Genomic DNA, 23,095 nt, shown 5'->3' on the forward strand with positions numbered 1-23,095 from the left:
TAATTGCTAGGGCAATGGCACGGATGGAGGTCAGATTCAATTTCATGGAGTATCTACAAAATACGGGGTGGATCCTGCTGTTTAAAACGTGTTAAGGCAGGTAAGGGATGATCGCGTTCAGATTATACCTTCTGAAGCCGTGGTTTTTCCGCGCACGGCAGCGAAACAATTATTACTTTTGCGCTAGATCATCATTAAAAAGACAATATGCTCCGGACACATACTTGCGGCGAACTAAGGATAGACAATGTAGGCGAAGAGGTTATACTGACAGGCTGGGTACAACGCCTGCGCGATAAGGGCGGTATGCTCTGGATCGACCTGCGCGATCGCTACGGCATTACACAGCTCACTTTTGAGGACGGCCTGACACCAGCGCACCTATTTGAGCAGGCGCGTGGCCTCGGCCGCGAGTACGTGATCAAGGTGATCGGGAAAGTGATCGAGCGCTACTCCAAAAACGATAAGATACCGACAGGCGACATTGAGCTGCACGTTTCGAAACTGGAAGTGCTGAACGCAGCCAAGCTGCCTCCTTTCATGATTGAGGATGAGACGGACGGCGGTGACGACCTGCGCATGAAGTACCGCTACCTCGACCTGCGCCGTACGCCTGTGCGCCGCAACCTAGAGTTGCGCCACCAGATGATGCGTGCCGTGCGCTCCTACCTGGACGAGCAGTATTTCATTGAAGTAGAAACACCTGTGTTGATCAAGTCGACGCCAGAAGGTGCCCGCGACTTCGTGGTGCCGAGCCGCATGAACCCGGGTGAGTTCTACGCCCTGCCACAGTCTCCGCAAACGTTTAAGCAGTTGCTGATGGTGTCCGGGTTCGATAAATACTACCAGATTGTGAAGTGCTTCCGCGACGAGGACCTGCGTGCCGACCGTCAGCCGGAGTTCACCCAGATCGACTGCGAACTTTCTTTCGTGACGCAAGAGGACATCCTGAACACGTTTGAAGGCCTGATCCGTCACCTGTTCCTAAAAGTGAAGGGTGTGCACATCGAAAAGCTGCCGCGCATGACGTATGCCGACGCCATGAAGTTCTATGGATCGGACAAGCCGGACACCCGCTTCGAAATGCGCTTTGTCGAGCTGAATCCGCTGGTGAAGGATAAAGGCTTTAAGGTATTCGATGACGCCGAACTGGTGGTAGGTATAAACGCCAAAGGTGCCGCCAGCTATACCCGCAAGCAACTCGACGAGCTGACCGACTTTGTGAAGCGACCGCAGATTGGTGCCACTGGTCTGGTATACGCCCGCGTGCAGGAAGACGGCACGGTCAAATCCTCTGTCGATAAGTTCTATACCGTAGAAGATCTGCAAGCTTGGGCCGCAGCTTTCGACGCCGAACCAGGCGATCTGATCCTGGTATTGGCCGGTGGCAAAGACAAAACCCGCAAAGCCTTGAACGAGCTTCGCCTGGAGATGGGAGAGCGACTTGGCCTGCGTGACAAGAACGTGTTCTCACCGCTGTGGGTAGTGGACTTCCCGCTACTGGAGTGGGACGAGGACAGCAACCGTTTCCATGCCATGCACCATCCGTTCACATCGCCTAAGCCAGAAGATTTGGAGCTAATCGACGACCGTCCTGGAGACATCCGCGCTAATGCTTATGATATGGTGATTAATGGGGTTGAAGTAGGAGGGGGCTCTATCCGTATCCATGACCGCCGTCTGCAAGAGCAGATGTTCCGCTTACTGGGCTTCTCTAACGACGAGGCCAAAGCCCAGTTCGGCTTCCTGATGGACGCCTTTGAGTACGGTGCGCCGCCGCATGGTGGTATTGCCTTTGGCTTCGACCGACTCTGCTCACTCTTTGGTGGGTCTGACTCTATCCGAGATTACATCGCCTTCCCTAAAAACAACTCAGGCCGCGATGTGATGATCGACGCACCTTCTCCGATTGCTGATGCGCAGCTGGATGAACTGCATATTAAAATGAAGAATCTGCCTTCGTAAGGTATAGGTTGATATAATTTAGTAAGAAGGCTGTCCGGTAAGGGCAGCCTTTCTTTTTTTACCCGCATTTGATAGCAAAAAAAAGCGGCTGCCCTTTTCCAGAGCAGCCGCTTTCCATATTATGAGCTATACCTTACAGCACATCACTCAAAAGCGCTGGTGCTATACCTAGCAGTATGGTCAAAACCGAAATAATGATCAACATGATATTGATAAAGCTGGTTGACTTGATTGGCGAGTGCCCTTCCGCAACAGGGTGCAGGTACATCGTAATAATCACGCGGAAGTAGTAGTATACACCCACGGCAGCCAGAATTACAGCTACCACGATCATCCACATCATATTTGGTTGTTCCACCAAGGCAGAGAACACGAAGAACTTGCCGAAGAAGCCAGCTGTCATCGGGATACCTGCCAGCGACAACATCGATACCGATACGGCAAAGGCAAGCAGTGGATTTGTTTTGCCTAATCCATTGAAGGCTTCGTAATTTTCACTCTGACGCTGTCTGGCTACAAGCTGCAACACACCAAAAGCGGCGATGGAAGCTGTAGAGTAAGCAAACGAGTAGAACAGGATAGCCGATTGGGAGAATTCGTTGAAAGCCAGCAGTGTCATCAGTAGGTAGCCTGCGTGCGAGATACTGGAATAAGCCAGCATACGCTTCATGCTTTGCTGCACCACGGCTCCTACGTTACCAATAAGGAGTGTCAGTACGATAATAGCCACCAGCGTTGGCATCCAGCTGCCGTAAGAAGCGGCAAAGGCAGAATCCATCAATTTGTAGAAAGCAGCCACACCCGCCGTCTTCACTACGGTGGACATGTAAGCCGTCCATACCGTTGGCGTGCCTTCGTATACATCAGGAGTCCAGAAGTGGAAAGGAGCGGCAGATACCTTGAAAGAGATACCGATGATGATCATCAGCACACCCAACATAAACATGATGTTGTTCACCCCAGCAGTACCCATGGCTTCAGCCGAACCGGCAATCTCAGCAATGTTGAAAGTACCTGTCGCACCATAAATCATCACGATACCAAAGAGCAGTATACCTGTGAAGAACGAGCCCATCAGGAAATATTTTAAGGCTGCTTCTGCGGAGCGCATACTTCCCTTATCGCTGCCCGCAAACACATACATGGCGATGGATAGAATCTCTATACCGATGAACAACATCAGCATGTTGTTGTAGCTCACCATCATGATGGCGCCTACGAGCGAAAACAGAATCAGGGCGTAAAGCTCGCCCACGTTTTCGTCGTTGCGGGTGATGTAGTGCTGCGTGAAGGGTAGGATGAGGAGCGTCGACAGCACCATGATGCCCGTGAAAGCCACCGCAAAATTGTCGATGGTGAGCATGTTGCTGAAATAGCTTTGGTTCTGGTCCCAGTCAAACAGGTTAACGCCGAAGACAACCACCAAAAACAGCAGGGCCATCGGCAACAGGATTCTTTTAGATTTCAGGAAGCCGGCAAAGAGGCTTATAATCCCAAATCCAGATAGAAGTATAATCGAAATCATGTCGTTCTAATATCGTTTCTTTTATCGTGCGGACTATCGGTTGATAATGCTCAGCAGCTGTCCAACCGCAGGCTCAGAGATGCTCAGGAAAGTATTTGGGAACAAGCCAATCCAGAAGACCATAACCACCAGCGGAATCAGCACAGCTTTCTCCTGGAAAGTAAGGTCAGCGAAGCCTTCAGTGGCTTCTGACTTCGTGCCGAACATCACGCCCTGGAACATACGCAGCATGTATACCGCGCCCAGAATGATGGTCAGGCCCGCTACTGCGCCAAAGTAATGGTTGTACTGGAACACACCCGACAGCAACAGGAACTCCCCGATGAAGCCGTTTGTGAGAGGAAGCGCCACAGAACCCATCAACAGAATCAGGAAGATGATAGAAAGCGCTGGCGTGGTCTGCGTGATACCGCCCAGGCTGGCAATCTCTCTTGTGTTGGTTCTGCGGAAGATGATGTCGATGATGAAGAACAAGCCCACTACGTTGATACCATGGCTCAGCATTTGAATCACACCGCCTTGCAGCCCTTGCTCGTTCAGGGTAAAGATACCCGCCGCAATCAGGCCAACGTGCGCAATAGAAGAGTAGGCAATCAGGCGCTTCATGTCGCGCTGACGAATGGCGATAACAGACGCGTATACGATGCCGATAATGGAAAGCACCAGCACGAGGTCAGCCCACTGGCTTACGCCCATTGGCACAACTGGCAGCAACCAGCGCAGCACACCGTATATACCCATCTTCAGCATGATACCAGCCAGCAACATCGTCGCCTGTGTAGGAGACTCAGTATAAGTGTCTGGCTGCCAGGTATGGAAAGGGAATACCGGCATTTTGATGGCGAAGGCAAGGAACAGGAACCAGAAAATCCAGCTTTGTGTCGCGCTGTCCAGCGTCAGTTGGTAGAAGGCGTTCACGTTAGACGAGTGCGCTGCTATACCTGTGCCAGCCGTCTGGAAGTACAGGTATACGAAAGCGGCCAGCATGAAAAGCGAACCGAAGATCGTGTACACGAAGAACTTAAACGTCACCGGTATTCTGCGGGCACCGCCCCAGATGGCAGCAATGAAGTAAATCGGGATGAGGGCCACCTCCCAGAAGAAGTAGAACACAAAAGCGTCCATGGCCACAAACACGCCGATCAGGCCTGTCTGCATAAAGAGCACCAGCGCATAGAAAACGTGTGGGTCTTTGTAATCGTGCTTGAAAGAGGAGAGCACGATAAGCGGAATGAGGAAAGTCGTCAGAAGCACCATCAGCAGGCTAATGCCGTCCATGCCGATGGTGAAGCCTATACCTGCACGCTCCACCCAAGGTATATCGAGGGCGAACTGAGTGGTGGCGTCCGGAATAAAGTTTACGGTTGCAAACAAAGCAATGGCAAACTCAACTAACGTTGCTATAAAAGCCACTTTCTTGGCACCTTGTCCTTTGATAAGCAACACCAGCAGTGCAGCGAGGGCAGGCCAGAAAAGTAATAGAGCTGTAATCATCTTCTTAGAACCTTAACCGATAAAGAAGTTTAAAAATAGAATCAGAACAATGCTGGCCACCATCACAAGTACATAGAAGCCAATCACGCCACTCTGCGTCAGGCGGAGCATACGGCCGCTCGCCATCACCAGTTTGCCGAAGCCATTCACGATGCCGTCCACCACGATCACATCCACGAATTGGTGGAAAGCCGATGACAAGGCCATCACTGGACGCACAAACACCGTGTCGTAAATCTCGTCGACATAGTATTTGTTGTAAATCAGGTTTTGGATAGGAGACAGGCGCGTTCCCTCAGGAGCTGGCACTGTTTCTTTCTTCACATACATCACATAGGCAATGATAATCGCGATAACCGCTACTGCTACAGAAACAGCCATCAGGATATATTCGGTAGCGTGGTCGATGTGCGGTGCTTCCAGTGCGGCCCCATTGGCCTGGCGTGCAAAGTCATAGATAGGCGACAGGAAGTTACCCAAGGTATGTGTATCGCTGAAAACAGCTGGCAGACCAATAAAACCACCTATTGTGGAAAGGATAGCCAGTACAATCAGTGGAATGGTCATGGAAGCTGGGGACTCGTGCAGGTGCGAACGCTGCGCCTCCGTGCCTCGGAATTTGCCGAAGAAAGTCAGGAACAGGAGGCGGAACATGTAGAACGAGGTCATGAACGAAGCCAGCAGGCCCAATGCCCACATCAGTTTATTATGCTCAAACACATGCGCCAGTAATTCGTCTTTCGAGAAGAAACCAGCGAAAGGAGGTATACCTGAAATCGCCAGCGTACCAATCAGGAAGGTGATGAACGTAACCGGCAGCCATTTGCGCAGGCCACCCATGTTGCGGATATCCTGTTCGTTGCTCACCGCGTGAATCACAGAGCCAGCACCCAGGAATAGGAGGGCCTTAAAGAAAGCGTGCGTGAGTACGTGGAAAATTGATGAAGAAAAAGCCATTACACCGAGCGCAAGGAACATAAAGCCCAGCTGCGAGACAGTAGAATAGGCCAGTACTTTCTTGATGTCATTCTGCGCCAGACCAATGGTAGCGGCCAGCAGGGCAGTAGCCAGACCAATGATGGCGATAAATTCCATCGTAGTCGGGGCCAGCACATACAGCACGTTCGAGCGAAGCACCATGTAGATACCCGCCGTCACCATGGTTGCAGCGTGAATCAGGGCTGAAACAGGCGTAGGACCTGCCATCGCGTCAGGAAGCCACGTGAAGAGCGGAATCTGCGCACTCTTACCCATCGCACCTACAAACAAAAGCATGGTAATGGCGATCATCACACCGCTGTCAGTCAGGCCTGTCATCTGCGAAGCGGACAGGAACACCTCTGGGTAGCTCACACTGCCAAACGTGATGAAAATAAGGAAAATACCCAACAGGAAGCCCAAGTCACCGATACGGTTCATAATGAAGGCTTTCTTGGCGGCATTGTTATAGTTGGTGTTCTTGTTCCAGAAACCGATCAGCAGGTAAGAGCAAAGACCAACGCCCTCCCAGCCCACGAACATCATCACGTAGTTAGAGCCCATCACGAGCAGCAACATCGAGAACATAAACAGGTTGAGGAAGGAGAAGAATTTGCCGTAGTTTTCGTCGTGGCTCATGTAGCCCGCTGAATACACGTGGATCAGGAAACCGATACCTGTCACCATGAGCAACATCAGCAAGGTAAGCTGGTCGATCATGAACGAAAAACCAATCTCGAGGGTACCTACCGTGAACCAGTTGTAAAGGTCAACGATGTACGGACGACTGCCATTGGAGGTGAAGTCGATGAACAGGTATACCGAGATCAGAAACGAGGCCAGCACGGTGCCAGCGCCCAACAGACCTACAAGGGCTTTGGGCAATTTGCGGTTGCCGAGTCCGTTAATCAGAAAGCCTATGAACGGCAGGAGCGGCACAAGCAAACACAGCAGCGCCATTTCCTGATTGTTGATGGGCATTACTACTTCTTGCATTTAGCGTATGATTTAGTTAAGCTATTCAGGTTAAATGAATGAGGATTACCACTTGAGGTAGTTGAGCAATTGGACGTTCGTAGAGCGGATATTGCGGTAAATCATTACGATGATGGCCAGGCCAACCGTCACTTCCGCTGCCGCCACCGCCATGATGAAGAAAACAAAGATTTGTCCGTTCGGGTCAGAGCGATAAGACGATAAAGCAACCATCAGTACGTTCACGGCATTGAGCATCAGCTCGACACACATAAAGATAACGATGGCGTTTCGTCTGGTGAGAACGCCGATTACGCCAATGGCGAAAAGGGCCGTGCTGAAGTATAGGTAAAATTCAAGCGGGATGGTTCGGATAACCTCTGGCATTTGGTTCATCGTCTAGTTGCTGAACGTATTACTGGTAAATTACAATTCTGAAATCAAGTCGCAAAGTTATCCCCATTTTTGTAAAATCCATAACATATTTCTAATCTTCTTGGGGAGTTTCCTCCTGAACCAACCTTCTCAAAAGATTTATATTTTGTTGATGACGGGTATGTCGTGTTATGTCCTGGCTTATGCCTTGCCAAGGCTTTTCATCGGTATAGATCCTTTGAAAAAAATTGCTTTTCGTCAGGTTATGTTCCCTAGGCGTATGTATACCTTACATGTATTGTTCTGCCATTGGCTATACCTCATTTTGCGTTTATTTCTATGAATCGACTTACAGGCTTCTTGTACCTTGCTCTATTGGCAATCTGGTCATCTTCCTGTCAGCAGCCGGCCACTTTACCAGGCAATGAGGATGCTATACCTGAGAGCAACCTGAAAGCCACGATCACACAGTTGTTGCGCTACGACACCCTGCCCTCTGCCTCGGGCCTCGAACTGCTGGGCAATCACTATTATGTCGTCGGGGATGATTCGCCCTACCTGTACCGTCTCGACAAAAACTTTCAGGTAGAGTCACAGGATGCTATTTTCAAACCAGAAGGATTTGTGAATGGCCGTATTCCTAAGGCTGATAAAGCCGACTTGGAGGGGATGACGCTTTTGCAGCACCAGGGCAAGCCTTACCTTTTGATGATGGGATCCGGATCTGCCCCGGCCCGCCGCAAAGCGTACCTGTACAACATCTGCGGCGATGATATTTGCCGGGAAGGGGCCGGAACACACGCTGCTTATACCATTGACTTGAATCCGCTTTACCAACAGCTCGAGCACGAGGCTGATATGTTGGGCGGTAGCTTGCTCAACATCGAAGGCGTAGCAGCAGGTCACGGCAAGATATACCTGTTGCAGCGGGCCATCGGTACCGGACAGAATGTGCTGATTTCGTATCGCTTGTCAGAGTTTATACCTTACCTACTTAGTGAGTCTGGTGCCCAACTGCCACAGCCCGAACTCAGCTATTTCTGCCTACCTGAACTCAACATGCTGCAAGCTGGTTTTTCGGGGGCTTATGTGTATGACGACAAACTGTTCTTTACAGCTTCTTTAGAAGATACCGATAATGCTTATGGCGATGGCGAAGTACTCGGTAGCTACCTAGGCTTTATCCCTTTTTCTTGGATTGGCAAGCAGGATACCTTGGATGCACCTGCCACGCTTATCCTGCAGGCAGATGGCAAGCCTTATACCGGCAAAGCGGAATCAGTGGTTGTGCGCAAGCGGGAAGGAAAGACCCGATATAGGCTGGTGGTGGTTTCGGATGATGATAGGGGCGGGTCGGATTTGCTGGAGGTGCTGTTGGATGTGGAGTAATAAAAAAAGCCAGCACTTTTCGCGCTGGCTTTCTTAATTCCTAAAGCTATACCTGGATTAGAAGTTCTGCTCTCCTGCTTCTCGTTTACCAATCATTACGGCACCTACCATCGATACCAGGAAAAGCACCGCCACTAACTGAAATGGCAACATATATTTTGTGAAAAGCACTTTACCCAGGTTCTCTACCATACCTACCTGCGAATTGTAGGTGGCTGGGTCCGGGTGTCCAAGCGTTACATCCTTTAGGGCAGCCACTACCACTACAAATAGCAGACCTCCTGCAACAGCACCCGCTATCTTGGATATAATACTGCCTTTTACTGTACCCTGCACATTTTTCCCGGTATTGATGAACATCAGCACGAACAGGAAAAGTACCATGATGGCACCGGCGTATACTATGATATTCACCGCCGCCAGAAATTGTGCGTTCAGCAAGATATAATGCGCTGAAATAGTGAAAAATGTCAGAATGAGGAAGATAACGCTGTATACCGGGTTTTTGGCGATAACCACCATGACGGCGCAAAGCAGCGTTAGCGAAGCAAAGAAGAAAAACAGACTTTCTGTCATCGGATTATTTGGTTTCAGTGGTTTTTAACGGTTCTACCAAGCGGTCTTTGCCGTAAATGAATTCGTCACGCTCGTAACGGGCAGGGGCCAGTTTATCGTCCTGCAGAAAGATGGCAGCTTTAGGACAAGCCTCTTCACAAAGACCGCAGAAAATACAGCGCAACATGTTTACCTCATAAGTCACGGCGTATTTTTCTTCGCGGTACAGATGCTCCTCACCTGCCTTGCGCTCACCAGCCGTCATCGTGATGGCTTCAGCCGGGCAAGCCACAGCGCACAAACCACAGGCCGTGCAACGCTCAGCACCGTTTTCGTCGCGCTTTAGCACGTGCAAACCGCGCCAGATTTCGCTGCGCTGGCGTGTCTCTTCCGGATAGTTGATCGTCGCTTTCTTCTTGAAGAAGTGCTTTAACGTTATTCCCAAACCTTGAGCGATAGCAGGCAGGTACATGCGCTCCGAGAGCGTCATTTCCTTTTGTGCTACGTTCTTTTTTCTATTTGATAGTGGTTCCATTGTATCTCGATGATGATTGCTGTCTGTGTTGTCTGTCTATAACAGCGTCAGGCAAGGCAGCATTCAATTGTCGTTATCCTTTTGTAAAATAGTCATAGAGTAGAATACCACCGCCCGTAAGCAGGATATTCAGGATGGCCAGCGGAATCAGGATGTTCCAGCCTAGCTTCATCAACTGGTCGTAGCGGAAACGCGGTAACGTCCAGCGTACCCACATAAAGAAGAAGATGAAAGCAAAGATCTTCGCGAACATCACGCCAACGCCTAGTATTGTCACCACGTTGTTGCCCAGAACCGGATCGTCAAAGGCATTGCGCAGGTTCTCCATGAACGGGAAGTTATAGGCTCCGAAGTACAGCGTTGCCATCACAGCCGAAGCTACGAATATGTTGATGTACTCGGCAAACAAGTACATACCCAACTTCATCGAACTATACTCGGTGTGGTAACCGCCAATTAGTTCGGCTTCCGATTCAGGTAAGTCAAATGGTGTTCTGTTCGTCTCCGCGAAGGCACAGATCAGGAAAATCAGGAAGCCGAGTGGTTGGTACCAGATGTTCCAGTTAAAGCCCGCCTGTTGCTCTGCAATTACTTTCAACGACAGGGAGCCGCTCAGCATCAGCACCGCTATCAGCGACAGACCCATGGCCAGTTCGTACGAAATGTTCTGAGAAGCCGCACGGATAGCGCCCAGCAAGGAGAACTTGTTGTTCGATGCCCATCCACCAATCATCAGACCGTACACACCCAGCGACACCACACCGAAGATGTAAAGCACACCGATGTTCACGTCAATGGCAATCAGGTCGAAGGTTGTTTCACCTAGGATGAGTGTGTCGCCAAACGGGATGACCGCACTCGACATAGCTGCCACGAGCATCGCAATACCAGGGCCCAGAATGAAGAGAACTTTGTTTGCTCTGGCAGGTATAAACTCTTCCTTGAAAAACAGTTTTCCAGCGTCAGCCAGGGGCTGCAGCAAACCGAACGGGCCTGCTCTGTTTGGACCTACACGGTCCTGAATGAAAGCAGCAATCTTACGTTCAAAATAAGTAGAGTAGGTCGCAATCAGTAGGGAAATACCGAAAATGGCCAGAATGTAGATGCCTTTGTATATGAGAAGTACAGAATCCATGCGTTATTCCGTTGGCATTTTTTTAACAGTAGATTTAGGTAGGTTCGGCACAATTGGCACATTCACCACAGGCAGTTCGTAGTGGTTAGCAGAAATGACAGACCCACTATCGATGTGACGTGGTCCTTCAATGGTCCAGTCGCTCATTTCCTTTTTGTCAAAGCGGCAGGTGTTGCAGATGAACTCCTCCACCTCCGCGTACTCGTCCTTGCGGGCTGTTACACGCAACACGGCATCACCACGTGACCAAAGCGTTACTTTACCGCTACAGGTAGGGCAGTCGCGGTGCGCGTTCAATGGTTTGGTGAACCAAACACGGTTCTTAAAGCGCCATGTCTTGTCTGTCAGGGCTCCCACCGGGCACACATCGATCACGTTGCCTGAGAAATCGTTATCGATCACGTTCTCGATGTACGTACCAATCTCTGCTGCGTCGCCACGGCCCAACACGCCATGTACACGCTTCTCCGTAATCTGGTCAGCCGTGTAGACACAACGGTAGCACAGAATGCAACGCGTCATGTGCAGCTGGATGTAAGGACCCAGGTCCACTTTGTTGAAAGTACGGCGCGGTTCTTCGTAACGTGTTGCGCTCACACCGTGCTCATACGATAGGTTCTGCAGGTCGCACTCACCAGCCTGGTCGCATACTGGGCAGTCCAGCGGGTGGTTGATGAGCAACATCTCCACAATACCCTTGCGGGCATTCAGTACTTCTTCGTTGGTTGTGTTTTCCACTACCATGCCGTCCTGTACCGGTGTAATGCAAGAAGCTACCAGTTTCGGCATAGGGCGCGGATCACGGGCAGAACCCTGCGTTACCTTCACAAGGCACACACGGCACTTACCGCCACTGCCTTTCAGCGGGGTATAAAAACACATGGCAGGAGGCACTACATCACCACCGATCTTACGGGCGGCCTGCAGGATGGTAGTTCCATCTTCAACCTCTACCTCGATGCCGTCAAATGTTATTTTAGCCATCTTTTAATTCGTTATTCGTTATTCATTGCCCGTTTTTCGTGAAGCGTTGCAACAAACGATTTAAGCTATACTTTCCTTTTCAGGATGATTTATTATTCTTTCTCTTTGTCATCCTGAAAGGATCTTGTTGGCGAGTAGCACAAAGGCTTAACCTCCCTTTTACTAAGTTTCTTTCAGAATGACAGAGTAGAAGATATTGTCTCAGTCTAAACAGTAGCTGCCGCTAACTGTCCTCTGTACACCGCACCTGGAGCCGTAGCTTCCTGCGGATGTTTGATGTGCCACTCGAACTCCTCCCGGAAGTGACGGATTGCGCTGGCTACAGGCCAGGCAGCTGCGTCGCCCAGCGGGCATATCGTATTTCCTTCAATCTGCTTGGCTACGCTTACCAACAGGTCGATATCCTGCTGATGGCCGTGGCCATGCTCAATGCGGTGCAACACGCGCTCCATCCAGCCTGTACCTTCACGGCAAGGGCTGCACTGTCCGCATGACTCATGGTGATAGAAACGGGCATAGTTCCACGTGTTACGCACGATGCACTGGTCTTCATCAAACACGATAAAGGCACCTGAACCCAGCATAGAGCCGCTCACAAATCCACCGTCAGATAGCGATTCGTAGGTCATGAGGCGCTGCTCTCCGGTAGCCGTTTTCATAATGAGGTCGGCAGGCAGAATCGGAACAGAAGAGCCTCCCGGCACAACGGCCTTTAGTTGCTTGCCTTTCCAGATACCGCCGCAATACTCGTCAGAGTAGATAAACTCCTCCACCGGAACACCCAACTCAATTTCATAAACGCCCGGACGGTTAATGTTACCGCTCGCAGAAATCAGTTTAGTACCTGTGCTTCGACCTACACCAATCTTAGCGTATTCAGCACCGGAATTATTTACAATCCACGGCACAGACGCAATTGTCTCCACGTTATTTACCACCGTTGGCGACTGGAACAGACCTTTCACCGCTGGGAATGGCGGCTTGTTACGCGGATTGCCACGCTTGCCTTCCAATGACTCCAACAGGGCTGTTTCTTCTCCGCAGATATACGCACCACCACCCGGCGCTACATGCAGATCCAAATCATAACCTGAACCCAGGATGTTCTTGCCAAGCAAGCCAGCTGCATACGCCTCGGCGATTGCTTTTTCCAGAATGCGCAGGATGAACAATAGCTCACCACGGATGTAGATATAAGAAGTGTTCGCACCGAGGGCATAGCTCGATGTGATCATACCTTCGATCAGGGCATGCGGGTTTTTCTCCATGAACACACGGTCCTTGAAAGTTCCCGGCTCCGATTCGTCGGCGTTGCAAACCAGGTAACGCGGAACACCCTCCGGCTTAGCCAAAAAGCTCCACTTCATACCGGCCGGGAAGCCAGCGCCACCACGACCACGCAGGCCTGATGTCTTCACTTCTTCCACCACCTCGTCTGGGGTCATCGTTTTGATGGCTTTTTCTACCGAACGGTAGCCGCCATGCTTGCGATACACCTCCAGGGTTTCGATACCTGGTACGTTAATATGTTCGGTTAATATCTTGATTCCCATTGTAACAGGATATATAGCTCGGCAGTCGCAGTGTTAAGGCGATCTGCCTGATTTTTTAATGAATTACTTCGCCCACTCAGGCGTTTCCACCTCTTTGTTGCGCATCATTTCGATGAACTGGTCCACTGCTTCTTCGCTGTCCAGATTCTCGTAGTAGGTTTCGCGCACCTGCAGCATCGGGCCGGTACCGCACGAAGCAAGGCATTCCACCGGCTTCAGGGTAAACATGCCGTCAGCCGTTGTCTCGCCTTCCTCGATGTTGAGCTTTTGCTTGAATGTCTCAATCATCTGGTCGGCACCGCGCAGGCAGCAAGGGCCTGTTCGGCATACCTCGAGCACGTGCTTGCCAACCGGCTTTAGGTTGAACATGGTATAGAAGGTAGCCACCTCGTATACCTCGATTGGCTGTATGTTCAGGATTTCGGCAATCGCGTCCATCGCTTCAGGGCTCACCCAGCCATTGTTCTCCGCCTGCGCAACGTGCAAGGCTGGCAACAGGGCAGACTTCTGGCGTCCTTCCGGGTAATGGCTGATATAGCGCTGAATCTCAGCAAGGGCCTTATCAGAAAACTTAAATGCGTCTTTTATCATTTGTCAGTTAACAATTAACAGTTAACAGGAATTTTTTCAGTAAACAATTAACAGTTATCAGTAATCAATCTCCTCTTTCAGTATTCAAATAATGTTTACTGAAAACTGATTACTGTTCACTGTCTAGGCGTCCAGTTCGCCGGCAATCACATTTAGGCTACTCAGCGTCAGGATAGCGTCGGCCAGCTGACCGCCCTTAATCATCTCGGTGTAAGCCTGATAGTAGATAAAGCAAGGCCTTCTGAAGTGCAGACGGTACGGTGTTCTACCGCCATCGCTGATCAGGTAGAAGCCAAGCTCGCCGTTGCCGCCTTCCACACTGTGGTATACCTCGCCTTTCGGAGCGTCAATCTCGCCCATCACAATCTTGAAGTGATAGATAAGCGCTTCCATGCTGGTGTATACCTCTTGCTTTGGTGGCAGGTAGTAGTGCGGGGCATCGGCGTGGTAAGAACCCTCCGGCAGGTTTTTGTAAGCCTGCTCAATGATTTTTAAACTCTGCCATACCTCTTCGTTTCTTACCAGGAATCGGTCGTAGGTATCGCCTTTTTCGCCAACCGGAATTTCAAACTCGAAGTCCTCGTAAGATGAGTAAGGGTTCATCACGCGCACGTCGTAGTCCACGCCGGCAGCACGCAGGTTAGGACCCGTGAATCCGTAGTTCAGGGCACGCTCAGCCGAAATGGCACCCACACCCACCGTACGGTCGATGAAAATACGGTTACGGGTCAGCATTTTCTCAAACTCCGCCCATACCTTCGGGAAGCGCTTCAGGAACTCACCGATCAGGTGCAATGCTTTTGGAGAAAGGTCACGTTCCATACCGCCGATACGACCCATGTTGGTCGTCAGACGGGCACCGCATACCTCTTCGTAAATATCATAAATGTGCTCACGCTCCTGCATCACATACAGGAAGCCGGTAAAGGCGCCGGAGTCCACACCCAGGATCGAGTTACAGATCAAGTGGTCGGAAATACGGGCCAGCTCCATCATGATCACGCGGATGTACTGCGCACGCTTTGGGATCTCTATACCTAAAAGCTTCTCGACTGTCATGTGGTACCCCATGTTGTTGATAGGGGACGAACAGTAGTTCATGCGGTCAGTGAGCGGTGTAATCTGGTAGAACGGTCTGCGCTCGGCAATCTTTTCGAAAGCACGGTGTATGTACCCGATGGTCGGCACGGCGTCCATGATTACCTCCCCGTCCATCTGTAAGATGTTCTGGAAGATACCGTGCGTTGCCGGGTGCGTCGGACCCAGGTTCAGGGTCGTCAGGTTCTCGTTCTTTTTGTCCTGCAGTTTCAGGTCGCGGTTGTCGCGAAACTCCTGCAACTGGTCAGTATCAGCTGTTTTATTATCAGTAGCCATAGTGGTTTATCTGGCTTAGCGTCCGAAATAAGTATCGATTTTGTCTTCCCGCGTCTGGTCTTCCAGCGGATACTGCTTGAGCATCGGGTGGTATTCCATCTCCTCGATGTTGAGGATGCGAATCAGGTTCGGGTGACCGGTAAAGATGAAACCGTAAAAGTCATAGGCCTCACGCTCCATCCAGTTGGCGGTGGCGTAAATGTTGGTCAGCGTCGGCAATACCGGGTCCTCTGCAGGTACAAACACCTTAATGCGCAGACGGAAATTATGACGCAGACTGTGCAACTGGTACATCATGCACATCTCCCGGCCTTTGTGGTCCGGGAAGTGTATACCTGCCATCGTGGTCAGGAACTGCACCTGCAGGTCCTTGTCGTCATACAGGTATTGAATCAGGGCGATGATGTTCTCACGGTTTGTCGTGAAAGTCATGATGCCATCCGGGTTGTAGGCATCTACGATGTTCTCTTCACCGAACTGCGCTATCAGTTTACCGAGTACGTTTTCGTTCGTAAGCTCCATGCTGCTTATTTAATGTTGTAAGAAGCCAAAAGTGCCTGATATTCAGGTGAGTGTCGGCGGCGTAGTGATTCGTTCTTAGCCAAATCCTGCACACGCATCAAGCCGTCCAGAATCTGCTCTGGTCTTGGCGGGCAGCCCGGTACGTACACGTCTACTGGTACCACGCGATCTATACCCTGCAGGACAGAGTATGAGTCGAAAATACCGCCTGACGTAGCGCAAGCACCCACGGCCACCACCCAGCGTGGCTCCGCCATCTGCTCGTATACCTGCTTTACAACAGGTCCCATCTTCTTGGCGATGGTACCCATCACCAGCAGAATGTCGGCCTGACGTGGCGAGAAGCTTGGGCGCTCCGAACCGAAACGGGAAATATCATAGGTAGAGCCCATGGTCGCCATAAACTCGATACCGCAGCAAGAAGTGGCAAAAGGCAATGGCCAAAGCGAGTTCGCACGGGCCAAACCAATCACTTTCTCGAAGGAAGTGGCAAAGAAACCAGCGCCGCTATGGCCCTCTGGTGCCTCTACCATGTTTATATCTTTATTTGTATCGCTCATGTTTCTGAAATTCTGAGTTTTAATCTGCATTTACCCCTGAAAAAACACTGTTAACCCTATAAAAGTTTAACAGCGCCAAACTACTTGAGAATGCCTTTTTTGATCTCGTAGAAGAAACCTGCCAGGATCACACCAAGGAACAACATCATCGGCAGAAAGCCTTCCAGACCGAACTCGCGGAAGTTCACTGCCCAAGGGTACATGAAGATAATTTCAATATCGAACAGCACGAACAGGATGGCCGTGATAAAGTACTTGTAAGAGATCGGCGTACGCGCATCGCCCACCGACTCCACACCACTTTCCCAGGGGTTGTCTTTTACCTCACTTTTTCTTTTCGGACCAAGTAAATGGGTCACCACCAGCGCGAAAATAACGAAGCCGAGCGCTGCCGCAAATTGTATCAAAATAGGAAGATAGTCCGACGGTAGATACTGAGTACCAGTAGTTTCCATATTGCTGTAATGCTTTATTGAAATTTGGGAGCAAAATTAGGTATAAATAGCCAACAATCAAAAGACTATATCCAATGTAAATGGCGTTTAAAATTGTTCTAAAGTAGAATGGGCCGGGGTTAATGCAATTCCTGTTGTTCTTGTATTATGTATAGCCGATGTTGTTGGTGATTGTGGGGGAGGTATCAGGTATAGCGGAATGTGTGTTGCAACACGAGTTGTTGCTACTAGATTCAGGTATAGTGACTGGCTTTTTTTTATAGCATGGCTTGGCCAGCCGGGAAGCTGTTTCGCCTGTGCGGCTGGCACTCACTTTTTGTCTTGACACAAAAAGTAAGCAAAAAAGTAAAGACGCTCCAAACTCGCTGAACGCTCAAACAGTGGAGCGTCGGTAAAGTGCACTTGGCTCAAGCTATACCTTTGTAGTGTCAGTACAAGTTAGCTGGCAATGCGTGCCGGTGATTGGTAACAGTCATTAAAAAGTTTATACTTGAAAATAGGCAGCTGCAGAAGAAGTCTCCCTTTGAAGGGGGGAGGGGGATGTTAATCTTGCACATCAAGCTAAGCATAATATAGCAGCGGCAGGTTCCCCGCCTTGGCTAAGGAGGGGCTAGGGGTGGTTCGGCCCGGTACACTGAAACAAGATATTATAAAGCATATACATTCATTTTACTGTTATTGGCCTAAAAACAAAAGCACCACGCCCTTACGAGCGTGGTGCTTCCTGTTTCAGGTATAGCTATACCTTATTTATTCTCACCCAGGAATGGGTAACGGTAGTCTGTTGGCGTTACGAACGTCTCTTTGATAGAGCGGGCAGATACCCAGCGCAACAGGTTCAGCATAGAGCCGGCCTTGTCGTTGGTACCGGAAGCGCGGGCGCCACCGAATGGCTGCTGTCCTACCACGGCGCCGGTTGGCTTGTCGTTGATGTAGAAGTTACCGGCTGCGTTCTCCAGCATCTTCGTAGCAAACTCAGCGGCATAACGGTCGCGGCTAAAGATGGCACCTGTCAGGGCGTATGGCGAAGTAGAGTTTACCAGTTCCAGCGTCTCTTCGAAGTTGTTCTCATCGTACACGTAGATGGTAATCACCGGTCCGAAGATCTCCTCGCACATCGTTACATACTGCGGGTTATGCGACAGCAGCACAGTTGGCTCAATGAAATAGCCTTTCGATTTGTCGTAGTTACCACCGGCAATTACTTCCACTTCGTTGCTCTCCTTGGCGTTGTCGATGTACTTGGCGATCTTGTCAAATGACTTCTCGTCGATAACGGCGTTGATGAAGTTTGAGAAATCCTCTGGCGGACCCATTTTGAAGGTCTTCAGGTCTTCTACCACATAGTTTTTCACGTCTTCCCACAGGTTACTCGGGATATAAGCGCGTGAAGCGGCAGAGCATTTCTGGCCTTGGTATTCGAAAGCACCACGCACGATACCGGTCGCTACCTGCTTGGCGTCTGCCGAGTTGTGCGCCACGATAAAGTCCTTGCCGCCTGTCTCGCCTACAATGCGTGGGTATGACTTATACTTATGGATGTTTGTGCCGATAGTTTTCCAGATGTGCTGGAATACGCCGGTGCTGCCTGTGAAGTGGATACCCGCGAAATCAGCGTGGTTAAAGATCACTTCGCCAGTCGTTGGACCGTCTACATACACCAGGTTGATGACGCCATCCGGAAGGCCGGCTTCGCGGAACAGCTCCATGATCATCTGCGCTGCATAGATCTGCGTGTGAGCAGGCTTCCATACCACCACGTTGCCCATCATGGCAACAGAGGCTGGCAGGTTACCGGCAATGGCCGTGAAGTTGAATGGCGTCAAAGCGAACACGAAGCCCTCCAGCGGACGGTGCTCCATGCGGTTCCATACGCCAGGAGAAGACTCCGGTTGCATGTGGTAGATCTCAGTGGCATACTGCACATTGAAGCGCAGGAAGTCGATCAGTTCGCAGGCAGCGTCGATCTCCGCCTGATAAGCATTCTTCGACTGGCCCAGCATGGTGGCGGCATTCAAACGCGCTCTCCACGGGCCAGCCAACAGCTCAGCGGCTTTCAGGAAGATAGAAGCACGGTGCTCCCAGCCCATGGCAGCCCACTCTTCCCGAGCGGCAAGTGCCGCATTGATAGCCTGTTCCACGTGTGACGCGTCGCCTTCGCTGAAGTGACCCAGGATGTGCTGGTGGTCATGCGGCTGAAGCATCGGCTTCTTGTTGTCAGTGTATACCTTGTCGCCACCAATATACATTGGCACGTCAATCTCTTTCGACTTAAGTTCTTTATAAGTGCGCTGCAGTTCCTCGCGCTCCGGAGAGCCCGGTGCGTACGATTTTACAGGTTCGTTTACTGGTGTAGGTACTCTAAAAAATCCTGTTGCCATCTTTTTTTGATATTTTACAGATTCAGAATAAGACATTCGCCAGACCGCGCGGGGCAGCCTGCTATACAAAGGTAAGGCGAATTATTTTATTTTCCGGCCTGTAACAGGTATAGCTTTGCTATAACATAGCCTGTAGCTCGCTTAGGCAGTGGATGTGGTAGGTAGGTTTGGGCGAGAGTTTGCTTTTGGTTTTCTCCGGATTGAAAAACACCTGATCCATACCTGCCAGACGGGCCCCGTCGATGTCACACTCCAGGTTGTCGCCGATCATCAGACAGTCTTGGGAGCGCACCTGAATGCGATCCAGGGCATGCTCAAATATGCGTTTGTCGGGTTTCTTATACCCACAGCACTCCGACGTCACAATCTCCCCAAAATAATCTGTCAGCTTAGAGCCGTTCATTTTGATGTACTGCACATCCTTGAAACCGTTGGTGATAATATGAAGTCCGTATTTTGGTTTCAGATATTCCAGCACCTCAAAGGTATAAGGGAACACAGCCGTCTTCTGCGGGCACAGGTCGGTGTAGGCTTCGGATATACCTATCGGCACTTGGTGTGGCTCCAGACCCAAGCCGGTCAGGGTTTTCACAAAGCGGGACTCGCGCAACTCTTTCTGGTCTATTTTGCCTTTGTTGTAAAGGTCCCAGAGGAGGTGATTGACAAACTTGTACTTTTTGTAAAAGGAGTCGCAGTTGAACTTGCCAAAGTCAGCCAGGCCAAACTCGTGGTACAAGGTATAGAGGGTCTCCTCGGAGTTCTTCTCAAAGTCCCACAGGGTGTGGTCGAGGTCGAAGAAGATGTGTTTGTATGGCTTCATAAATAAGGGGTCAGCTAGATAGAAACGACTTGGCGGGCGGTATGTTTAAAAATATATGCGGCAGATACAGGCTGAAGTATACTAAATGTGCTATATCACTGTTTAAACAAAAGAATCAGCGATTTGTCTTATAAGCATTAACTGTCTGTCCAGCGCCGGGTTTGCATGCGGTTAACGGCCAGTTCGCGGTTAGAGTACAGGATGCGATAGGTCTCCTGATCTTTTTGCAGAAAGAGGTCGCGCTCCAGGTATGCGAAAATCTGTTGAACGAAATCAGAGGCTTCATCCTTTAGAGAGTAGTATACCCACTGATCGAGTTTGCGGGACGTCACCAGGCCGGCATTGCGCAGGTAGGCAAGGTGCCGCGAAGTCTTGGTCTGGGTGAAGTCCAGTATATGCTCAAGGTCTGAGGTACACATCTCTTTGTTACGCAAGATCAGGTGCAGGATGCGCAGCCGGGAGTCGTCTGCGAGCGCCTTTAAAACCTGTTCCCCGAACGATAAACTAAAGTGTTTGAGCCTCATAATTGAACCGCGTGTCAGAACAAAATTAGCCAAAAGCTGCTATAATAAAATTATATGAAGTATTATTGTACTACATGAAGCTCATTTTACAACAACTCATGCTTAAGAATAAACGTGCTGCCGGATGGCTGTTGCCACTGGTAGTGCTTGCCTTTATATTATTGGGAACCACCGGCGAAGTGGCCGCGCAGGGCCACAAGCGGGTCGTGCAACTCACCGGTTTCGTAACCATCGGCGACAGCCTGTATGGTGTGGCCGGCGTGAACGTGTATGTGCCCAAGACCAGCCGAGGTGCCCAGACCAACGCCTATGGTTTCTTCTCGGTACCCGTGCTGACCGGCGACAGTGTCGTGTTCAGTGCCATAGGGTATAAAAAACAGTACCTGAAAGTACCGAAGAACTACCAGAGCCAGAGCTATTCCATTATCATGCAAATGCAGGAAGACCCGACGCAGCTGCCCGAAGTGCAGGTGTTTCCGTGGGCCACTGAGCGCGACTTCAGGGACGCGGTGCTGGCAGTGAAGGTGCCCGACGACGGAATGGCCATTGCCATGCGCAACCTGGACCCCAAAAGATTGGAGGAACTCTTCAGCGTGACGCCAATGGACGGAAACGCCAATTTCAGAAACTGGAACATGCAGAACGTGCAGCGACAGGAGCAGCGCAATATGTTCCCGACTGTGAGCCCCTTTGCTATTATCCAATTGCTCAATATGCTCAAGAACGGCGAGTTCAACAAGAAATAGCATTTTTGAATAGAAGTGAAAGCCCCGGGGCAGGTATAGCTATACCTGCCCCGGGGCTTTTTTGCTGACAGCGCAACCCCTTAATCATAAAAAGCTGCCACTACTCACATCAGCACCAGTCAAATTGCACTGAAAGTAACTAACATCAGAGGTCTGCGTTATCCCACAATATAGAAAGAAACGTATACTGAAATGGCCCGGAGGAGGCCATGCAAGTGCTAAACCAGAACATAAATTTGCCTTATGCTTGATGTAGATAAATTGTCGCTTAACATACCCGACACCACCAAACCGCGTGTCGTAATTATCGGTGGTGGATTCGGGGGAATAAACCTGGCTCAAAAGCTGAAATGCAGAGACTTCCAGGTGGTACTGCTCGACAGACAAAACTACCATGGTTTCTGGCCGCTGCTGTACCAGGTGGCCACCGCCGGTCTCGAGCCTGACTCTATTGCCGAGCCGTTGCGCAAAATGTTTGGCAGTGACGAGTTTGAGGATTTTCATTTCCGTTTGGTAAAAGTGAACGGCGTGAACCCCATTTCCAAGACGGTGCAGACCTTGGTAGGTGATCTGCCCTACGACTATTTAGTTATCGCTACGGGTACCAAAACAAATTATTTCGGCAACGAAGAAGTGAAGAAAAATGCCTTCCCGCTGAAACAGATTCCCCATGCCCTGAACCTGCGCAGCCAACTGTTGCAATGCTTCGAGCAGGCCAGCATGACCACTGACCCGGAACTGCAGCAGAGTCTGCTCAACTTTGTGATCGTGGGCGGCGGACCGACGGGTGTAGAGACAGCTGGAGCCTTGGCTGAAATGCGCAAGCACATCCTGCCAACCGATTACCCGGCTGTAGATTTCAGCAAGATGAACATTTACCTGATAGAAGGTATGGACCGGGTGCTGCCACCTATGTCGCCCGAGTCGAGTGAGAAAACACTGAAATACCTGCAGGAGCTCAACGTGAATGTACGGTTAAATGCACTGGTAGAGTCCTACGATGGGTATGTTGCCACCATCAAAGGCGGGGAGCAAATACAGGCGCAGACTTTGGTATGGGCCGCTGGCGTACAGGGTGCCCTCATCAATGGATTGCCAACCGAGGCCGTTGAGCGCGGCCGTATCCTGGTAAACCGCTATAACCAGATTGTGGGCTATGACGATATCTTTGCGATAGGGGATATTGCCCTGATGAAAACGGAAAAGTGGCCAAAGGGACATCCTGGCGTGGCGCAGCCCGCAATACAGCAGGGCAAGCTGCTGGCCAAGAACCTGAAGCGCCTGATCAAAGGAGACCAGATGGAGGAATTTGAATACTTCGACAAAGGGTCGCTGGCCATTATCGGGCGTAACCGCGCTGTAGCGGATTTGCCGAAAGACATCCACTTGAGTGGCTTCTTTGCCTGGGTAACTTGGCTGTTTGTGCACATCATGTACCTGATCGGTTTCCGTAACAAACTGGTCGTGCTCAGCAACTGGATCTATAAGTTCTTTACCTATGAGAATGGTACCCGCCTGATCATCCGTCCTTTTGTTCGGAAAGGAGACCGGGTGAAGCGGCAGTTTATCAACAAGTACAATATGGAGTAGTTTAATTGTTGATTGTTGGATTGTTAAATTGTTGATTATCTGTAATTAGAATAACAGAAAAACGCCCCG

Annotated in this window: 22 protein-coding genes; 4 read left to right on the forward strand and 18 right to left on the reverse strand. The window is 50.4% G+C overall.

The features are described from left to right. Window positions 1-207 precede the first annotated feature (207 nt). A complete protein-coding gene (aspS, locus tag H9Q13_RS05345; protein WP_191182752.1) occupies window positions 208-1,965 on the forward strand; it encodes an aspartate--tRNA ligase in 1,758 nt (585 codons plus the stop codon). Between the two features lie 133 nt (window positions 1,966-2,098). Here aspS and H9Q13_RS05350 read toward each other — a convergent pair whose 3' ends face one another. Genes H9Q13_RS05350 through nuoK form a run of 4 tightly spaced genes read right to left on the reverse strand, consistent with a single transcriptional unit; the run spans window position 2,099 to window position 7,333 of the window. Beyond that, window positions 2,099-3,490, reverse strand: a complete 1,392-nt coding sequence (locus H9Q13_RS05350) for an NADH-quinone oxidoreductase subunit N (protein ID WP_191182753.1) — start codon at window positions 3,488-3,490, stop codon at window positions 2,099-2,101. A 33-nt stretch (window positions 3,491-3,523) separates the two neighbouring features. Next, window positions 3,524-4,984 carry a complex I subunit 4 family protein gene (locus tag H9Q13_RS05355; RefSeq protein ID WP_191182754.1) on the reverse strand — a complete coding sequence of 487 codons (1,461 nt, stop codon included), beginning with the start codon at window positions 4,982-4,984 and terminating at the stop codon, window positions 3,524-3,526. Between the two features lie 12 nt (window positions 4,985-4,996). Continuing rightward, window positions 4,997-6,958: an NADH-quinone oxidoreductase subunit L gene (gene nuoL / locus H9Q13_RS05360; RefSeq protein WP_224744100.1), complete on the reverse strand. Its 1,962-nt coding sequence runs from the start codon at window positions 6,956-6,958 to the stop codon at window positions 4,997-4,999. A 45-nt stretch (window positions 6,959-7,003) separates the two neighbouring features. After that, a complete protein-coding gene (gene nuoK / locus H9Q13_RS05365) occupies window positions 7,004-7,333 on the reverse strand; it encodes an NADH-quinone oxidoreductase subunit NuoK (protein WP_191182755.1) in 330 nt (109 codons plus the stop codon). Window positions 7,334-7,651: 318 nt separating this feature from the next. On the opposite strand from nuoK, the gene H9Q13_RS05370 reads away from it, so the two are divergent. Continuing rightward, window positions 7,652-8,701 carry a DUF6929 family protein gene (locus tag H9Q13_RS05370; RefSeq protein ID WP_224744101.1) on the forward strand — a complete coding sequence of 350 codons (1,050 nt, stop codon included), beginning with the start codon at window positions 7,652-7,654 and terminating at the stop codon, window positions 8,699-8,701. A 57-nt stretch (window positions 8,702-8,758) separates the two neighbouring features. Here the strand turns inward: H9Q13_RS05370 and H9Q13_RS05375 are convergent, their stop codons facing one another. The 14 genes from H9Q13_RS05375 to H9Q13_RS05440 form a co-directional block, all read right to left on the reverse strand. Next, the gene (locus tag H9Q13_RS05375) at window positions 8,759-9,277 is read right to left on the reverse strand and encodes an NADH-quinone oxidoreductase subunit J family protein (RefSeq protein ID WP_191182756.1); all 519 of its coding nucleotides are present in this window, start codon (window positions 9,275-9,277) and stop codon (window positions 8,759-8,761) included. A 4-nt stretch (window positions 9,278-9,281) separates the two neighbouring features. Then, window positions 9,282-9,791 carry a NuoI/complex I 23 kDa subunit family protein gene (locus tag H9Q13_RS05380; RefSeq protein ID WP_191182757.1) on the reverse strand — a complete coding sequence of 170 codons (510 nt, stop codon included), beginning with the start codon at window positions 9,789-9,791 and terminating at the stop codon, window positions 9,282-9,284. 73 nt (window positions 9,792-9,864) lie between these two features. After that, window positions 9,865-10,926, reverse strand: coding sequence for an NADH-quinone oxidoreductase subunit NuoH (nuoH, locus tag H9Q13_RS05385; RefSeq protein WP_191182758.1), 1,062 nt, complete (start codon window positions 10,924-10,926; stop codon window positions 9,865-9,867). Window positions 10,927-10,929: 3 nt separating this feature from the next. Further along, entirely contained in the window at window positions 10,930-11,910 is a 981-nt protein-coding gene (locus tag H9Q13_RS05390) for a 2Fe-2S iron-sulfur cluster-binding protein (RefSeq protein ID WP_191182759.1), read from the reverse strand. Between the two features lie 206 nt (window positions 11,911-12,116). Further along, window positions 12,117-13,463, reverse strand: a complete 1,347-nt coding sequence (gene nuoF / locus H9Q13_RS05395) for an NADH-quinone oxidoreductase subunit NuoF (RefSeq protein WP_191182760.1) — start codon at window positions 13,461-13,463, stop codon at window positions 12,117-12,119. Between the two features lie 63 nt (window positions 13,464-13,526). Then, on the reverse strand, window positions 13,527-14,054 hold the full coding sequence (gene nuoE, locus H9Q13_RS05400) for an NADH-quinone oxidoreductase subunit NuoE (RefSeq protein WP_191182761.1): 528 nt from the start codon (window positions 14,052-14,054) through the stop codon (window positions 13,527-13,529). A 123-nt stretch (window positions 14,055-14,177) separates the two neighbouring features. Continuing rightward, window positions 14,178-15,428, reverse strand: a complete 1,251-nt coding sequence (gene nuoD, locus H9Q13_RS05405) for an NADH dehydrogenase (quinone) subunit D (RefSeq protein WP_191182762.1) — start codon at window positions 15,426-15,428, stop codon at window positions 14,178-14,180. Window positions 15,429-15,443: 15 nt separating this feature from the next. Further along, complete coding sequence (locus tag H9Q13_RS05410; protein ID WP_191182763.1) at window positions 15,444-15,950, reverse strand: NADH-quinone oxidoreductase subunit C; 507 nt, start codon at window positions 15,948-15,950, stop codon at window positions 15,444-15,446. Window positions 15,951-15,955: 5 nt separating this feature from the next. Then, entirely contained in the window at window positions 15,956-16,510 is a 555-nt protein-coding gene (locus H9Q13_RS05415) for an NADH-quinone oxidoreductase subunit B (protein WP_007655226.1), read from the reverse strand. 80 nt (window positions 16,511-16,590) lie between these two features. Then, on the reverse strand, window positions 16,591-16,965 hold the full coding sequence (locus H9Q13_RS05420) for an NADH-quinone oxidoreductase subunit A (RefSeq protein WP_191182764.1): 375 nt from the start codon (window positions 16,963-16,965) through the stop codon (window positions 16,591-16,593). A gap of 145 nt (window positions 16,966-17,110) precedes the next feature. Next, window positions 17,111-17,293, reverse strand: coding sequence for a hypothetical protein (locus tag H9Q13_RS05425; RefSeq protein ID WP_191182765.1), 183 nt, complete (start codon window positions 17,291-17,293; stop codon window positions 17,111-17,113). 418 nt (window positions 17,294-17,711) lie between these two features. Further along, window positions 17,712-19,346, reverse strand: a complete 1,635-nt coding sequence (pruA, locus tag H9Q13_RS05430; RefSeq protein WP_191182766.1) for an L-glutamate gamma-semialdehyde dehydrogenase — start codon at window positions 19,344-19,346, stop codon at window positions 17,712-17,714. A gap of 118 nt (window positions 19,347-19,464) precedes the next feature. Beyond that, window positions 19,465-20,166, reverse strand: a complete 702-nt coding sequence (locus H9Q13_RS05435) for a YjjG family noncanonical pyrimidine nucleotidase (RefSeq protein ID WP_191182767.1) — start codon at window positions 20,164-20,166, stop codon at window positions 19,465-19,467. Between the two features lie 137 nt (window positions 20,167-20,303). Further along, a complete protein-coding gene (locus H9Q13_RS05440; RefSeq protein WP_191182768.1) occupies window positions 20,304-20,690 on the reverse strand; it encodes an ArsR/SmtB family transcription factor in 387 nt (128 codons plus the stop codon). 98 nt (window positions 20,691-20,788) lie between these two features. On the opposite strand from H9Q13_RS05440, the gene H9Q13_RS05445 reads away from it, so the two are divergent. After that, on the forward strand, window positions 20,789-21,436 hold the full coding sequence (locus tag H9Q13_RS05445; RefSeq protein ID WP_224744102.1) for a carboxypeptidase-like regulatory domain-containing protein: 648 nt from the start codon (window positions 20,789-20,791) through the stop codon (window positions 21,434-21,436). Between the two features lie 243 nt (window positions 21,437-21,679). Then, complete coding sequence (locus H9Q13_RS05450) at window positions 21,680-23,026, forward strand: NAD(P)/FAD-dependent oxidoreductase (RefSeq protein WP_191182769.1); 1,347 nt, start codon at window positions 21,680-21,682, stop codon at window positions 23,024-23,026. The last annotated feature ends 69 nt before the right edge of the window (window positions 23,027-23,095 follow it).

This window comes from Pontibacter aquaedesilientis (genome assembly GCF_014773225.1).
GTDB lineage: Bacteria > Bacteroidota > Bacteroidia > Cytophagales > Hymenobacteraceae > Pontibacter > Pontibacter aquaedesilientis.

Coding starts and splice junctions, on each gene's coding strand:
- aspS (WP_191182752.1), top strand. CDS start 208: ATGCTCCGGACACATACTTGCGGCGAACTAAGGATAGACAATGTAGGC.
- H9Q13_RS05350 (WP_191182753.1), bottom strand. CDS start 3,490: ATGATTTCGATTATACTTCTATCTGGATTTGGGATTATAAGCCTCTTT.
- H9Q13_RS05355 (WP_191182754.1), bottom strand. CDS start 4,984: ATGATTACAGCTCTATTACTTTTCTGGCCTGCCCTCGCTGCACTGCTG.
- nuoL (WP_224744100.1), bottom strand. CDS start 6,958: ATGCAAGAAGTAGTAATGCCCATCAACAATCAGGAAATGGCGCTGCTG.
- nuoK (WP_191182755.1), bottom strand. CDS start 7,333: ATGAACCAAATGCCAGAGGTTATCCGAACCATCCCGCTTGAATTTTAC.
- H9Q13_RS05370 (WP_224744101.1), top strand. CDS start 7,652: ATGAATCGACTTACAGGCTTCTTGTACCTTGCTCTATTGGCAATCTGG.
- H9Q13_RS05375 (WP_191182756.1), bottom strand. CDS start 9,277: ATGACAGAAAGTCTGTTTTTCTTCTTTGCTTCGCTAACGCTGCTTTGC.
- H9Q13_RS05380 (WP_191182757.1), bottom strand. CDS start 9,791: ATGGAACCACTATCAAATAGAAAAAAGAACGTAGCACAAAAGGAAATG.
- nuoH (WP_191182758.1), bottom strand. CDS start 10,926: ATGGATTCTGTACTTCTCATATACAAAGGCATCTACATTCTGGCCATT.
- H9Q13_RS05390 (WP_191182759.1), bottom strand. CDS start 11,910: ATGGCTAAAATAACATTTGACGGCATCGAGGTAGAGGTTGAAGATGGA.
- nuoF (WP_191182760.1), bottom strand. CDS start 13,463: ATGGGAATCAAGATATTAACCGAACATATTAACGTACCAGGTATCGAA.
- nuoE (WP_191182761.1), bottom strand. CDS start 14,054: ATGATAAAAGACGCATTTAAGTTTTCTGATAAGGCCCTTGCTGAGATT.
- nuoD (WP_191182762.1), bottom strand. CDS start 15,428: ATGGCTACTGATAATAAAACAGCTGATACTGACCAGTTGCAGGAGTTT.
- H9Q13_RS05410 (WP_191182763.1), bottom strand. CDS start 15,950: ATGGAGCTTACGAACGAAAACGTACTCGGTAAACTGATAGCGCAGTTC.
- H9Q13_RS05415 (WP_007655226.1), bottom strand. CDS start 16,510: ATGAGCGATACAAATAAAGATATAAACATGGTAGAGGCACCAGAGGGC.
- H9Q13_RS05420 (WP_191182764.1), bottom strand. CDS start 16,965: ATGGAAACTACTGGTACTCAGTATCTACCGTCGGACTATCTTCCTATT.
- pruA (WP_191182766.1), bottom strand. CDS start 19,346: ATGGCAACAGGATTTTTTAGAGTACCTACACCAGTAAACGAACCTGTA.
- H9Q13_RS05435 (WP_191182767.1), bottom strand. CDS start 20,166: ATGAAGCCATACAAACACATCTTCTTCGACCTCGACCACACCCTGTGG.
- H9Q13_RS05440 (WP_191182768.1), bottom strand. CDS start 20,690: ATGAGGCTCAAACACTTTAGTTTATCGTTCGGGGAACAGGTTTTAAAG.
- H9Q13_RS05445 (WP_224744102.1), top strand. CDS start 20,789: ATGCTTAAGAATAAACGTGCTGCCGGATGGCTGTTGCCACTGGTAGTG.
- H9Q13_RS05450 (WP_191182769.1), top strand. CDS start 21,680: ATGCTTGATGTAGATAAATTGTCGCTTAACATACCCGACACCACCAAA.